This window comes from Bradyrhizobium sp. USDA 4452 (assembly GCF_054063575.1).
In genome coordinates this window covers 5,868,510-5,883,060 of sequence record NZ_JBSSGK010000001.1, presented here as the reverse complement: position 1 = coordinate 5,883,060, position 14,551 = coordinate 5,868,510, and the positions used below count along the sequence as shown (strand labels likewise).

11 protein-coding genes are annotated in these 14,551 nt (G+C 65.7%); 5 read left to right on the top strand and 6 right to left on the bottom strand.

Annotated elements, in window-relative coordinates; genetic code table 11:
* Positions 1–7: 7 nt before the first annotated feature.
* Positions 8–715 (bottom strand): CoA transferase subunit A, encoded by a 708-nt coding sequence (locus ACVISU_RS27970; protein WP_050404357.1) that lies wholly within the window; start codon positions 713–715, stop codon positions 8–10.
* A 242-nt stretch (positions 716–957) separates the two neighbouring features.
* On the opposite strand from ACVISU_RS27970, the gene ACVISU_RS27965 reads away from it, so the two are divergent.
* The 4 genes from ACVISU_RS27965 (at position 958) to ACVISU_RS27950 (ending at position 6,394) form a co-directional block, all read left to right on the top strand.
* Positions 958–2,922: an AsmA family protein gene (locus ACVISU_RS27965; RefSeq protein WP_456709000.1), complete on the top strand. Its 1,965-nt coding sequence runs from the start codon at positions 958–960 to the stop codon at positions 2,920–2,922.
* Positions 2,923–3,114: 192 nt separating this feature from the next.
* Positions 3,115–4,500, top strand: coding sequence for an ABC transporter substrate-binding protein (locus tag ACVISU_RS27960; protein WP_050404356.1), 1,386 nt, complete (start codon positions 3,115–3,117; stop codon positions 4,498–4,500).
* A 176-nt stretch (positions 4,501–4,676) separates the two neighbouring features.
* A complete protein-coding gene (locus tag ACVISU_RS27955; protein ID WP_456708999.1) occupies positions 4,677–5,546 on the top strand; it encodes a carbohydrate ABC transporter permease in 870 nt (289 codons plus the stop codon).
* Positions 5,543–6,394 (top strand): carbohydrate ABC transporter permease, encoded by an 852-nt coding sequence (locus ACVISU_RS27950; RefSeq protein ID WP_063695534.1) that lies wholly within the window; start codon positions 5,543–5,545, stop codon positions 6,392–6,394. Before ACVISU_RS27955 ends, ACVISU_RS27950 begins: the two co-directional genes overlap by 4 nt.
* A 128-nt stretch (positions 6,395–6,522) precedes the next feature.
* Here ACVISU_RS27950 and ACVISU_RS27945 read toward each other — a convergent pair whose 3' ends face one another.
* From ACVISU_RS27945 to ACVISU_RS27935, 3 genes are read right to left on the bottom strand one after another with little or no spacing between them, the layout of a single operon-like run.
* Positions 6,523–7,338 carry an ABC transporter permease gene (locus ACVISU_RS27945; protein WP_050400841.1) on the bottom strand — a complete coding sequence of 272 codons (816 nt, stop codon included), beginning with the start codon at positions 7,336–7,338 and terminating at the stop codon, positions 6,523–6,525.
* On the bottom strand, positions 7,338–8,252 hold the full coding sequence (locus ACVISU_RS27940; RefSeq protein WP_050400842.1) for an ABC transporter permease: 915 nt from the start codon (positions 8,250–8,252) through the stop codon (positions 7,338–7,340). The genes ACVISU_RS27945 and ACVISU_RS27940 overlap by 1 nt, the downstream gene beginning before the upstream one ends.
* Positions 8,249–9,349: an ABC transporter ATP-binding protein gene (locus ACVISU_RS27935; protein ID WP_456710912.1), complete on the bottom strand. Its 1,101-nt coding sequence runs from the start codon at positions 9,347–9,349 to the stop codon at positions 8,249–8,251. Before ACVISU_RS27935 ends, ACVISU_RS27940 begins: the two co-directional genes overlap by 4 nt.
* Before the next feature lie 296 nt (positions 9,350–9,645).
* On the opposite strand from ACVISU_RS27935, the gene ACVISU_RS27930 reads away from it, so the two are divergent.
* Entirely contained in the window at positions 9,646–10,875 is a 1,230-nt protein-coding gene (locus ACVISU_RS27930) for a tetratricopeptide repeat protein (RefSeq protein WP_456710911.1), read from the top strand.
* A gap of 223 nt (positions 10,876–11,098) precedes the next feature.
* On the opposite strand, the gene ACVISU_RS27925 is transcribed toward ACVISU_RS27930, so the two are convergent.
* Complete coding sequence (locus ACVISU_RS27925; protein WP_456708998.1) at positions 11,099–12,565, bottom strand: glycerol-3-phosphate dehydrogenase; 1,467 nt, start codon at positions 12,563–12,565, stop codon at positions 11,099–11,101.
* 266 nt (positions 12,566–12,831) lie between these two features.
* Positions 12,832–14,355 carry an ABC-F family ATP-binding cassette domain-containing protein gene (locus ACVISU_RS27920; protein WP_456708997.1) on the bottom strand — a complete coding sequence of 508 codons (1,524 nt, stop codon included), beginning with the start codon at positions 14,353–14,355 and terminating at the stop codon, positions 12,832–12,834.
* Positions 14,356–14,551: the final 196 nt, after the last annotated feature.

The window sequence follows — 14,551 nt, the reverse complement described above, 5'->3', positions numbered from 1 at the left end:
GTGTGATTTAAGCAGCGGGCCGCGGACGGGTGTTGCGGAACTCGATCCGCTTCTTGCCGGTCCCGACCTCGATGATGCGTTTGACGAAGATGCCGGGTGTGTGGATGTGGTCCGGGTCGATCTCGCCGGCCGGCACCAGGTGCTCGACCTCGGCGACGGTGACCTTCGCGGCGGTCGCCATCATCGGGTTAAAGTTGCGCGCGGTCTTGCGGTAGACCAGGTTGCCGGCGGTGTCGCCCTTCCAGGCGTGCACGATGGCGAGGTCGGCAAACAGGCCGCGTTCCATGATGTACTTCTCGCCGTCGAACTCCTTCACTTCCTTGCCTTCGGCGATCAGCGTGCCGACGCCCGTTTTTGTGTAGAAGGCCGGGATTCCGGCGCCGCCGGCGCGGATGCGCTCGGCCAGCGTGCCCTGCGGGTTGAACTCGAGCTCGAGTTCGCCGGCGAGGTATTGCTGGGCGAACAGCTTGTTCTCGCCGACATAGGACGAGATCATCTTCTTGATCTGGCGCGTCTCCAGGAGCCGGCTGAGGCCGATGCCGTCGACGCCGGCGTTGTTGGAGACGACGGTGAGGCCCTTGACGCCGGAATCGCGGATCGCGTCCGACAGGGTCTCGGCGATGCCGCAGAGGCCGAAGCCGCCCGACATGATCATGATGTTGTCCTTGAGGAGACCATCGAGTGCCGATTTGGCGTCGGGATAAACCTTGTTCATGCAGCGAATACCTGATGGAGGGCGCGAAACGGCTGTGTCAAAGCGGATTATTAGGCGAAATCTTCGCAATGCGTCAATCGCGGCCCGGTGCGGCGACGGGCGGCGGCCTGCAACATCAACATGGCCTTGAAAGCGTCAAGAAAACCCTTCAAGTTGCGTGGGTTGGCAGGGCCTCCGGCGAGAGCCCGCTGTGCTCGACAACGACCCGACAAACCTCAACCGACCCGGATATGTCATTGACGATGGCCCAAGGAATTAAGCGCCTCGGGATGCCGATCGCGGCGCTTTTCGGCCTGGCGGTGGTCGGGCTGGTCGGAACGTCGTGGTTCCTCAACCGGGACGCGCTGCGGAGCGCGGTGGAGGCGCAGATCCGCGCGGTGACCGGGCTCGAGCTCGTCGTCAATGGCCCGATCGACGTTTCGGTGTTTCCGGGCAGCTATGTCTCCTTTCATGATGTCGGGCTGAAGGGCGCCGACACCACGGACCCGGCCTTGCAGGTCGACGTGCTGACCGCGAACCTGCGCCTGCTGCCGCTGTTGCTGCGGCGGTTCGAGATTGCCGACGTCATGATGCTCCGCCCGCATATCCATGTGGTTCGCGACAGCGCCGGCGAGAGCAACTGGACGCCGTTCGTCGAGACCATCGCCAAGGCGATGACGCCCGGCGCCGAGAACCAGGTGTCGTTCTCGGAGATCAGGATCCAGGACGGCGAGCTGAATTATGAGGACGGCACCAACCACATTTCCGAACAACTCGGCGATATCGACCTGTCGCTGGCCTGGCCCTCGATCTCGCGCTCGTTTGCCGCAACCGGCCAGTTCGACTGGCGCGGCGAACGCGTCGACGGCTCGATCAGCGCCAGCGATTTCGTCGCGCTGCTGTCGGGCGATCGCTCCGGCCTCAAGGCGCGGCTGGCCAGCGCGCCGCTGAAGGTTGCGTTCGACGGAACCGTCGCCAACCGCACCAGCCTGATGATGGAAGGCACCGCCACCATGGACTCGCCGTCGCTGCGCAACGCGCTGCGTTGGATGGGACAGGCGCCGCCCGGCGGCGGCGGCGGCTTCGGCCGCTTCGCACTGAAGGCCCGCGCCAATGTGGTCGGCGGCTCGGTGGCGCTCACCAATGTCAATGTCGAGCTCGACGGCAATGTCGCCGAAGGCGTGATGACTTACGCCAATAACGGCCGGCAGACGCTGCAAGCGACGCTGGCCGCCGGCAATCTCGATTTCACGCCTTACATCTCGACGTTCCGCCTCCTGGCCAGCGGCCAGCGCGACTGGAACAGGCAGCTGTTCGACCTCTCCTCGCTGTCGTCGACCGATCTCGACATGCGCCTGTCGGCCGCCAAGGTGACGGTCGGCCCGTCCAAGCTCGGCCGCACCGCGTTCGGCGCCAATCTGCGGGGCGGCGCGCTCGCGCTCAGCGTCGGCGAGGCGCAGATGTATGGCGGCATCGCCAAGGGTTCGTTCGCGATCGCGCGCTCGGATGCGGTCGCCGACGTCAGGGCGCAATTCCAGTTCACCGATGTCGATCTGCAGGCCTGCGCCAGCGAACTGTTCGGCATCAACAAGTTGTCCGGCCGCGGCAACCTCAACGTCTCGCTGACGGCCTCCGGCTCGAGCCCGTTCGGGCTCGCGTCGTCGCTCGACGGCACCGCGACGCTGAACGGACACGACGGCGCGATCGCCGGCTTCAATGTCGAACAATTGCTGCGGCGGCTGGAGAAGCGGCCGCTGTCCGGCGGCGGCAATTTCCGCTCCGGCTCGACACCCTACGACAATCTCAGCGTCTCGGTGAAATTCGCCGATGGCGTCGCGACCGCCGACGACATCCATGTCGAGAGCCCCGCGGCGAAGATCACGCTGACCGGCACCGCCTCGGTGCCGTCGCGCGAATACGATCTCAAGGGCGTCGCCAGCCTGAACTCGGCGGCCGGCGGCGGCAATGGTTTCGATCTGCCCTTCGTGATTCAGGGCCCGTGGGACGATCCGCTGATCTTCCCCGATCCGGAAAGCCTGATCCGCCGCTCGCCGGCATCTGCGCCGCTGCTCGACGCGGTGAAGGATCGCAAGACCCGCGACGCGGTGCGCTCGGTAATCGAGCGCTTCACCGGCGGCACCGCACGGCCCGCGACCGCGCCCGATGCCGCAGCCGGCACACCCGGCAGCGCACCGGCGACAGCGGCCGAGAATGCCAAATCGAACTGACCCAAAGTCGAACCGATCGCTGTCGAACCGACCGATCCATTCACTTTCCGCATCAATGCAGCGGGACTGATCCACGCTTTCCAGCGAGCCCCCGACAGAAGTCGTCGACGCGGCACCTTTATCGGGTCACGGGCATGCGCTAGTGTTTTCTCCAACCGGTTAAAAAAACCGGCCTCATGAGGGGAGAACAACGTGAGATCCAAGGTTATCGGTGCGCTATCAATTGCGGTCGCTGCGGTCGGCTTGTTCGCCGCAACTGCACCCGCTCTGGCCCAGGGCAAGACGATCACCGTCTGGTGGGGCAAGGGATTTTACAAGTCCGAAGACGACGCGCTGCTCGATACGATCAAGAAATTCGAAGCCAAGACCGGCATCAAGGTCGAACTGTCGCAATACGCGATCCAGGACATGATTCCGAAGACGGTGGCCGCGCTGGATTCCGGCACCGTGCCCGATGTCGCTTATTCCGACACCTACGATGTGCAGGCCCAGGGCAAGTGGGCCTTCGAGGGCAAGCTCGAGGACCTGTCCGACATCATGCTGCCGATGAAGGACGCCTTCGCGCCGAACACGCTGGAAGCCGCCCTGCTCTACAACGACGTCACCAAGAAGAAGTCCTATTACGGTTTCCCGCTGAAGCAGCAGAGCATGCACGTCCAGATCTGGGGCGACATGCTGGAGAAGGCCGGCTTCAAGGCCGCCGACATCCCGACCAAGTGGGAGGATTACTGGACGTTCTGGTGCGACAAGGTGCAGCCGGCGATCCGCAAGGCGACCGGCCAGCGCATCTACGGCGTCGGCCAGCCGATGGGCGTGGAATCCACCGACTCGTTCCAGTCGTTCTACACCTTCATGGACGCCTACCACGTCAAGCTGGTCGACGACGACGGCAAGCTGCTGGTCGACGATCCCAAGGTGCGCGACGGCCTGATCCACGCGCTGAAGGACTACACCGACACCTACATCAAGGGCTGCACGCCGCCGTCCTCGACGACCTGGAAGGATCCGGACAACAACGTCGCGTTCCACAACAAGACGATCGTGATGACGCACAATTTCACGATCTCCATCGCGGCGAAGTGGTTCGAGGATTCCACCAACCCGGCGCTGACCGACGCGCAGCGCGCCGCGGGCAAGCAGGCCTACGAGCAGGACATCATCACGGCGTCGTTCCCCAAGGCGCCGGACGGCTCGACCATCAAGTACCGCTCCGACGTCAAGACCGGGCTGATCTTCGCCAACGCCAAGAACAAGGCGGAGGGCAAGCAGTTCATCGCGTTCCTGATGCAGGAAGACAACGTGCGGCCCTATGTCGAGGGCGCGCTCGGCCGCTGGTTCCCGGTGACCAAGGCCAGCCAGGCGAGCCCGTTCTGGCAGGCCGACCGGCATCGCAAGGCGGTGTGGAATCAGTTCACCGGCGGCACCGCGCCGTTCGACTTCACCAAGAACTGGAAGTTCACCATCCTGAACAACGAGAACGTCTGGGCCAAGGCCATGAACCGCGTCGTCAGCGAGAAGGTGCCGGTGGACAAGGCCGTCGATGAACTGATCGCCCGCATCAAGCAGGTCGCGGGGTGATCGTGACTCCCCCTCTCCCCGCTCTTCGCGGGGAGAGGGTCGGGGTGAGGGGCTCCATCCACGAGCAGTGTTCGTGGAAAGTCCCGTACCCCCTCACCCGGATCACATCTACGATGTGATCCGACCTCTCCCCGCAAGCGGGGCGAGGTAGGAAAGGCCAGGGGACGAAACCAACTATGGCGATCACGCTCTCCGCATCCGATGCCCCCTCCCCGCCGCTGTCGGCGCGGCTGTCGCCGCCGCAAGTCTGGGGCATCGCGCTGCTCGCGCCCTATCTGCTGGTCTTCCTTGCCTTCGTGGTCTATCCGGTCGGCTACGGCCTGTGGCTGGCGCGTCATCCATCGAGCTATGTCGCGCTGTACAACGACCCGATCTTCGCACGCGCGGCCGTCAACACGCTGATCTTCCTGGTCATCGGCATCAACATCAAGATGCTGATCGCGCTGTTCCTGTCCGGCTTCTTCGCCCAGCAGCGGCCCTGGATCAGGTGGCTGTCGGTCATCTTCATCCTGCCCTGGGCGGTGCCGTCGATCCCGACCATCCTGTCGGTGCGATTCATGCTCAATCCGGAGTGGGGCGTGGTCAACCAGCTGATCTTCAAGTTCACCGGCGACGACGGCCCGAACTGGCTGAACGATCCGGCGGTCGCGCTGGCGATGGCGATCGGTGTGCACATCTGGAAGTCGCTGCCGTTCTGGACGCTGATCCTTTTGACCGGACGGCTCGCGATCCCGCACGATCTGTACGAGGCGTCCGACGTCGACGGCGCCAACTGGTGGCAGAAATTCCGCTACATCACCTGGCCGTCGATGCAGACGCTCTACATCACCTGCACGCTGCTCTCGATGATCTGGACGCTGGGCGACTTCAACAGCGTCTACCTGCTCACCGGCGGCGGCCCCGCCGACCTCACCCACGTGCTGTCGACGCTGGGCATCCGCTATCTCAGGCTCGACCAGCTGTCGCTGGCGATGGCCTCGATCATCTGCGCGATGCCGTTCGTGCTGCCGCTGGTCTATTACATGATGAAACGGTTGTCGCGATGAAGCTGCCCACTCTCCGCGACGTCGGCACCGATGCCAAGCTGCTCTTGATCGGCATCCCGGTCTTCATCTGGACCATGATCCCGATCTACCACATGTTCGTGTTCGCGATCTCGCCGAAGGAGGACGCGTTCACCGGCAAGCTGTGGCCGACGCATCCGACGCTGCATAATTTCTCGATCGTGTTCCACCAGCAGCATTACTTCCTGCGCGACTTCTGGATCCAGTTCTGGAATTCGACCGTGATCGCGCTGGCGGTCGGCGCGCTGACGCTGTTCGTCGCCACCGCCGCCGCATTCTCGATCTCGCGGCTGCGCGTGCCGGGCGGCCGCGCCGTCATGAACATGGCGCTGTTCACCTACTTCATCCCGGCGGCGTTCCTCGCCGTGCCGATGTACCGAACCATGGGCACCTACGGCCTGCTCAACAATCACTGGTCGCTGATCCTGGCGATGGTCACGATCGCAGCGCCCTATGCGATCTGGGTGCTGAAGCAGGCTTCCGACAAACTGCCGGTCGAGCTGGATGAAGCCGCGACGATGGACGGCGCCACCACGCTGCAGCTGTTCCGCCTGGTCTATGTACCGCTGATGATGCCCTCGCTGGTCGCGGTCGGGACCTACGCGATTCTGCTTGCCTGGAACGAATATCTCTACGCGTTCCTGCTGCTCTCGAAAGATACCGACATCACCCTGCCGGTCGCGCTCGGCAATTTCCTCGCCGCCGACGATTCGCCGTGGGAGCTGTTGATGACCACCGGCTTCATCTACGCGCTGCCGCCCGCTGCGGTCTATTACGCCTTCAAGCGCTACATGGTCGGCGGGCTGACCGCCGGCGCCGTCAAGTCGTGATCTCCATCGTTGCCCCGTCATTGCGAGCGAAGCGAAGCAATCCATATCGCCGCGAGCGGAGAAATGGATTGCTTCGTCGCTATCGCTCCTCGCAATGACGGCCGAGGCAAAATTATGACGCAGCAAGACTAAAGCGGCGCGGCGCTCTCGCCGCGCGCGCTCGACAGTTTCGAGGCGAACGAGGCGACCACGATGATCACGGCGATTAGCGCGATCACCAGCGTGCAGATCGCGTTGATCTCCGGCTTCACGCCGAGCCGCACTTCCGAATAGATACGGATCGGCAATGTCGCCGAGCCGGGCCCGGTGGTGAAGCTCGCGATCACGACGTCGTCGAGCGACAGCGTGAAGGCCAGCATCCACCCCGCCACGATCGCCGGCACGATCAGCGGCAGCGTCACCAGCAGGAACGCGCGCACCGGATCGCAGCCGAGATCCATCGCGGCTTCCTCCAGGCTGCGGTCGAGCGTGGCGAGGCGCGACTGCACCACCACGGTGACGAAGCACATCGTCAGCGTGGTGTGCGCGATCGTCACCGTCCAGAAGCCGCGCTCGGCATTCAGCGCCACGAACAGCAGGAGCAGCGACAGGCCGGAGATCACCTCCGGCATGACCAGCGGCGAATACAGCATGCCGGAGAACAGCGCCCGTCCCCGGAATCGCTCGCCGCGTGCCAGCCCCACCGCGGCCAGCGTGCCGAGCAAGGTCGCCAGCGTCGCCGACACCGCGGCAACCGACAGGCTCATCCACGCCGCATCCAGCATGGCGCGATCGCTGAAGAACTCGTGGTACCAGCGCAGCGACCAGCCGCCCCACACCGTCACCAGCCGCGAGGCGTTGAACGAGTAGATCACGAGGATCACGATCGGCAGATAGAGGAATGCCAGCCCGAGGGCCAGCGACGTCATGTTGAAGCGCGTGAGGCGGGTCGCGGCGTGCGCCATCAGCGGCCACCCTCAAGCTGGCGACGTTGCAGGCGGTCGTAGAGCACGAGCGGCGGCACCAGCAGCAGCAGCAATGCGACCGCCGCGGCTGACGCCACCGGCCAGTCCTTGTTGGTGAAGAACTCGAGCCACAGCGTCTGCCCGATCATCAGCGAATTGGAGCCGGCGAGCAGATCGGGGATCACGAATTCGCCGACGATCGGGATGAAGCAGAGCAGCGCGCCGGCGCCGACGCCCGGCAGCGACAGCGGAAACGTCACCAGCCAGAATGCCTGTCGCGGCGAGGAGCCGAGATCGCCGGCGGCCTCCAGGAGCGAGGCATCCATCTTCGAGAGCGTCGCATAGAGCGGCAGGATCATGAACGGCAGGTAGGAGTAGACGATGCCGAGATACATCGCGCTGTCGGTCGACAGCCAGACCACCGGCGTCGAGACGATGTGCAGCGCCAGCAGGATCCGGTTGAGCAGGCCGTCATGCTGCAGGATGTTGATCCAGGCATAGATCCGGATCAGGAACGAGGTCCAGAACGGCACGATCACCAGCATCATCGCCACGCCTTGCCAACGCTGCGGCAGCCGCGCCATGCCATAGGCGATGGGGTAGCCGATCAGGAGCAGGATCACGGTCGAAGTCACCGCGACGACGAGGCTGCGCAGATAGGACAGGATGTACAGATTGTCCTGCAGCAGCAGGCGGAAATTGTCGAACGACAATTGCGAAAACGCCAACGCCAGCGCCGCGCGTCCTTCGGCGAAATCGAACACCGGCGTATAGGGCGGCTGCGCGATCGCGGTCTGCGACAGGCTGATCTTCAGCACGAAGCCGAACGGCACCAGGAAGAACAGCACCATCCAGAGATAGGGCGCGATCGCGGCGAGCCGCGCCGGCCGGGCGAAGATGCGGCGCGCGCTCATTGCTCCAGTACCAGGCAGTCGTCGGCGGTGAACCATGCGACGACGCGCTGGCCGGCGAGATAGGCGTCGACATCGAGCCGCGCGGTGTTGGCCATCGACGAGCGCACCATCGCGCCGGTCTCCAGCTTGACCCGGTAGCTGGTGACGCCGCCGAGATAGTTGACGTCGGTGACGACACCCTCCAGCCGGTTGATGGTCTGCGATGCGCCCGCATCCGAGGCCGGCGCACGGCGCGACAGCTTCACCTTCTCGGGCCGGATCGCGACGCTGACCACCTCCTTGGTCACCGGCGGCCACAGCTCGCTGACCGCGAGCGTGCCGGCTTCAGCGGTCGAGACTTTCAAACGTCCATTCTCGCGGGCGGCAACCTGGCCGTTGAACAGGTTGATGTCGCCGACGAACTCGGCGATCCAACGCGAGGCCGGCGCCTCATAGAGATTGCGCGGGGTCGCGACCTGGACCAGACGGCCGGCATCCATCACCCCGATCCGGCCGGCCATCGTCATCGCCTCCTCCTGATCGTGGGTGACGATGATGAAGGTCATGCCGAGCCGGCGCTGCAGCTCCATCAGCTCTGCTTGCGTGCTCTCGCGCAACTTCTTGTCCAGCGCGGCCAGCGGCTCGTCGAGCAGCAGCACCTGCGGCCGGCGCGCCAGCGAGCGCGCCAGCGCGACGCGCTGCCGCTGGCCGCCGGAGAGCTGGTCCGGCTTGCGCTTCTCCAGCCCCTCGAGCTTGACCAGGGCCAGCATCTCCGCAACCCGGGTCGCGATATCCTTGCGCGCCATGCCGGCGCGCCTGAGGCCGAAGGCGATGTTGTCGCGCACCGACAGATGCGGGAACAGCGCGTAGTTCTGGAACATCATGTTGACGGGCCGCTCATGCGGCAGCACCTGGGCGATGTCGCTGCCGCCAAGCAGGATTCGGCCCTCGTCCGGGGTCTCGAAGCCGGCGAGCATACGCAGCAGCGTGGTCTTGCCGCAGCCGCTCGGGCCGAGCAGCGCGAAGAACTCGCCGGCGCGGATGTCGAGCGAGAGCTGGTCGACCGCGCGGAAATTGCCGAACGACTTGGCGACGCCCTCGATCCGCAGCAGCGGCATGTCCGAGACGGCCGGTTCAGGCAACGGCTTTGTCGCCTCCGCACTCGCTTCGCCCGATGTCACGTCAAGAAGCCCCGATTCCCCGCAAGGTCTGATGATGGCGGCAAACTAGCCGCGGATCGCCACCGGCTCAACCGCCTCACGAACATCTCCCGCAATATTGTCGGCCTCCGCGCCTCTGCTAGACTTCGCAGCCGAATTCGGGAGGACAACCGATGATTCAGGACCGCTATGGACTGCCGCTGACAACCGATTCGGACCGCGCCGCCGCGTATTATGTCGACGGCGTCGATCGGATGCTGGCGGCGTTGCACGGTGCGGATGCGGCGTTCGAGGCGGCGATCGCCGCGGACCCCGATTTCGCGTTGGCTCATCTCGGCCGCGCCCGCGTGCACCAGCTCAACATGGAAGGCGCCGCAGCTCGCGCCAAGGCGGTCGATGCCCGGCGGCTGGCCGCGACGGCAAGCCCGCGCGAGCGCCAGCACATCGAGATCATCGCATCCGTGATCGAGGGCCAGGGCAAGAAGGCGATGACGGCGGCCGAACAGCATCTTGCCGAATATCCGCGCGATGCGCAGATCCTCTCGCTGCTGCTCGGCGCCTTCGGCCTCTATGCGTTCTCCGGACGCTCCGACCACGATGCGGCACGGCTTGCGATCTGCGAACGCCACATCAACGACTATGGCAACGACTGGTGGTTCCTCACCTATCTCGGCTGGTCCAAGACCGAGGCCGGCGAAGTCGTCGCGGGGCGTGCCCTCACCGAACGCGGCTATGCGCTGAAGCCGGAGAACGCCGGCGCCGCGCACGCCGTGGCGCATGCGCTGTTCGAGCAGGGCGATGGGGCCGAAGGCCGCAGCTTCCTCTCAGCGTGGCTGCCCGCGAATGACCGGACGAGCTTCCTGCAGGGCCATCTCGCCTGGCACCTCGCCCTGATCGCGATCGAGGAAGGCGACGCCGACGCCGCGCTCGACATCTATGAGCAGCACATCAAGCCGGCGGGCCGGCCCTATCCGCCGCTCAACATCTATACCGACACGGCCTCGCTGCTGTGGCGGCTCACGGTTGCCGGCAAGACCGGTTTGGAGTCGCATTGGAAGGACGTTGCCGCCTATGGCGACGGTTTTTTCCCGAGGGCCGGTGCGCATTTCGCCGACGTGCACCACGCACTGGTCGCGGCCACGACGAACAACGATGCGCTGGAGACGCGGCTCGCCGAAATGACGGCGCGCGACGCCGACGGCAAGCTGGCGCCCGGCCCTGCCGCGATCGGGCTCGGCCGGGGAATCGCGGCCTTCGCGGCCGGCGACCACGAGCGCGCCGTGCGCATCCTGGCGCCGCTGATGCCCGAGCTGGTACGGATCGGCGGCAGCCACGCGCAACGCGAATTGTGGGAGGACACTTTCATCGTCGCGTGCCTGCGCGCCGGCCAGGGCCGGCAGGCAACGAGCCTGATCTCGGAGCGGCTGCATCGCCGGCCGTCGAAGCGCGACCTCGCCTGGTCGCAGGAGGCGGCGCGGCAATAAAAGCTGTTGCGGCTGCTGACTGTCTCCCGGATTTCGCTGCGCTGCATCCGGGCTACGTTGTTGTGCCGCCCCGAGGGCTCTTCTCCTTCCCCCTGAAAGGGGAAGGTCGGGATGGGGGTCAGCCGCAGGCGACGCTCTATGCGGAGAGAGCAGATCCCCACCCGCCTTGCTCTGCCGAGCAAAGCGACCTCCCCTTTTCAAGGGGAGGTTTGAAAGCCGAAGCTCAATCCGGCTTCGCCATGAATGCGGCGAGCGCATCGCGATCGGCTTGCGGCATGGTCAGCCCGAGCTTGGAGCGGCGCCACAGCACGTCGTCGGGAAAGCGCGCCCATTCCTTGCGCATGAGGTAGCGCACCTCGGCGCCGGTCAGTTCCGGGCCGAAGGCCGGACCGAGATCAGCCTTCTGCTTCGCATCGCCCAGGATGTCTTTCACGTTCAGCCCATAGGCGGCGACCAGCCGCCGCGCCGCGGCCTCGCCGAGAAAGCGCCAGCGGTCGCGCGCGATGTCGACCTCGGTCTCGAAGCGCTGCCAGGCGAATTCGCCGCCCGGCAGCGGCGCGGTCGCGGTCCAGCGCGGCGTCATCGGATAGAACCGCGTGAATTCCGACACCGCCCGCTCGGCGCGGTGGCGGGACGTGGTGACATCGCCGCCGAAGATCGTGAGCAGCGGCGCCTTGCCGCGCCGATAATCGAGCAGTGCTGCGCCATCGCGCATGTGCCGGCGTGCGGGCGCAATGACGGAATTGGCGCCGGAGATCGTTCGCAGCACATCGGCGGGCGTGATCTGCTCGCGAAAATAGCGATTGGCTGCGTCGCAGAGATAGGCCACCTCGCGCACACTCATCGCGACAATCGCGGGATCGCCCTTGAAAGCATGACCGACGCTGCCGATCAGGGTGCAGTTTTGCGCGTAGGGACTGGCAAAGATCAGTTGTCCGTCGGCGTGCTGAAACGCATAGACATAGTCGCAGTCGAACAGGCGGCGCACCACGATCTGGCTGATCTGAACGGTCGCAAGCCGCGGCGCCGGCACGCGCAGCACGGTCTCGGCGACAGAGCCGGTCCATGCACCCGTCGCGTTGACCAGCGACCGCGCCGTGATCACCCGGCGATAGCCGCGGTCGATCGCAACCAGCCGCCAGGTCTCGCCGCGCTCGGCCCGGGTCACGCGCGCGCCGGTGCGGATCTCGGCGCCGCGCGCCGCGGCATCGACGGCGTTGAGCACGACGAGCCGGGAATCGTCGACGATGCAGTCGGAATACTCGAACGCGGTTCCAAACGGCCGCTTCAGCGCATCGCCGACCGGATGGTGGGTGACATCCAGCGTCGCCGAGCGCGGCAGGCCGCTGCGCGAGGCCAACCGCTCGTAGAGCAGCAGCAACGACCGCAATTGCCAGGGCGGCCGCTCCTCGGCATGAACAGGGATCGCAAACCGCGCCGGCCGCACCAGATGCGGCGCGATGCGCAGCAACACATCGCGTTCCCTGAGCGCCTTGCGGACGCGGAAGAACTCGCGCCGTTCCAGCCCGGCCAGATCGCCGTGGACCAGCCGCGGCGAGGCCTGTGACGCGCCGCAACCGAGATCGCCCTGCTCCAGCAGGATCACGCGCAGGACGCGGCCGGCCGCATCACGCGCAATGCTCGTGCCGTTTAGGCCGCCGCCGATGATCGCGAGATCGTAATCCGCCATGCGCAACGCCTATCGCACTTCAATGCGAACGAAATACGTGTTCGCACGAAAAATGCGTCAAGGCGTGTCGCTTGACGACACGATGCCCGGGTGAAGCGGTCTCACGGCATCCCCGCCTCTCCCGCTTGCGGCGACGAGCGTACGCTTGCACGATTTCGGAATATTAGAATAATGCGCCTGAGTTGCCCGACGTGTCAAGTCGCTTGCTGCAACGCCGACCGCCACCGGCTACTGTGCATGGGGTTGTTTTCGATATTTTGCCGGCGCTAGCCCGCACCGGCCGCGGCGAAGAAGCCTTCGGGGCCATCGACCTCGATCAGCTTCTTGCCCTCGATCACCCAGAACCGGTTGGCGACCGCGCGCACGAACTGGCGGTCGTGCGATACCAGGAGGCAGCTGGCCTGCTGCTCCATCAGTTCCTCCTCCAGCGTTTCCTGGCCCTCGATGTCGAGATGGTTGGTCGGCTCGTCGAGCAGATAGAAGTTCGGCTGGGTGAGCCGCAGCACCAGCATGCCGAGGCGGGCCCTCTGCCCGCCCGACAGCCGCCCGATCGGACGGCCCTGCATTTCGATCGAGAGGCCCGTGCCGGCGAGCAGGCCGCGCGCACGCTGGTCGCCGACCGCAAAGCGCCGCGTCAGCATCCGCATCGGCGTGTCGCTGTCGGTGAGATCGGCCAGCGCCTGGTCGCAATAGCCAAGCACCAATGACTCGGTGGCCCGGATCTCGGCTGCTGCGGCTTCGGTGCTCTCGATCGCCAGCTGCAGCGCCGCGACGAACCGGGTCTTGCCGGCGCCGTTCGGCCCGAGCAGCGCAATCCGGTCGCCCTTGCAGATGAACTGCTGGCCGGTCCTGAACAACGGCCTGCCGTCCGGCGTGGCGATCGCGGCGTTGTTCAGCCTGATCAGGACCTTGGCATGGGTGTCGCGGTTGGCGAGCCGGATCGTGCCGGCCGAGTGCTCGACATGCGCCGGCTTCGCGGTCGCCTCGAGCTTCTCGGCGCGCTGCTTGAGCTGCCTGGTCTTCGACAGCAGAAGGTCGCTGCCTGAATTGATACCGAGGTTGTTGAGCTTGGCGGCCTGCTGCCGCAGCTGGCGAACCGCCTTCATGTCGCGCTGATAGCGCCGCTCGTCCGAGGCATCGAACTCGTCGAGCGCCGCGCGCGCCGCGGTGTAGGGCAACGCGAACAGCTGCGAGCGTTCCGGGCGCAAGAACAGCGTCCGGTTGGTGGTCGCATCGAGGAAGGCGCGGTCGTGGCTTGCGATCACCACCGGCATCTCGCGCGGCAGCGCGTTCAGCCAGCCCTCGAGCCGGCCGATCTTGGCGAGGTCGAGATGGTTGGTCGGCTCGTCGAGCAGCAGTACGTCGGGTTCGGTTACCAGCACACGGGCGAGCAGCGCAAGCCGCAGCCAGCCGCCGCTCAATTGCTTGAGCGGTCGCGCCCACAGCTCGTCGGGCACGTCGAGCGATTGCAGGGCGACGTCGACCCGCCAGCTCTCGCCGGCGCGTTGCTCGGCCGGAAGCGCGGCGAGCACGGCGGCATGGAACGGCGTATCCATGAGGCCCTGCGGCGCATCCTGCTCGACATGGCCGACGGTCAGGCCGCGCGCGCGGGTGATGTCGCCTTCGTTGGGCTCCATGCTGCCTGCGATACAGCGCAGCAGCGTGGACTTGCCGCGGCCGTTGGCGGCCACGAGGCCGATCCGGTCGCCGGCATTGACGACAAAGTTCAGGTCGGAAAACAGCGGCGCGTTCAGCGTCACGCCGAGATTGCGGACATTGATGAGGGTCACGATCGATTCTCTGGTCTTGCCGGCGAACACGACGACATCGAGAGGCGTCCAGCCATCATCGGATGTGCGTGTCGAAGCGCGGCGAGGGCTTTGAGTGCAGGCGCGAACGTTCAAACGCTCGGCGCCGCACGGCCACGAAGGGCAGACCAGGAAGAGATCTTATCCGAGTTTCCGGTCAGCCCTGCAAACGCATCTG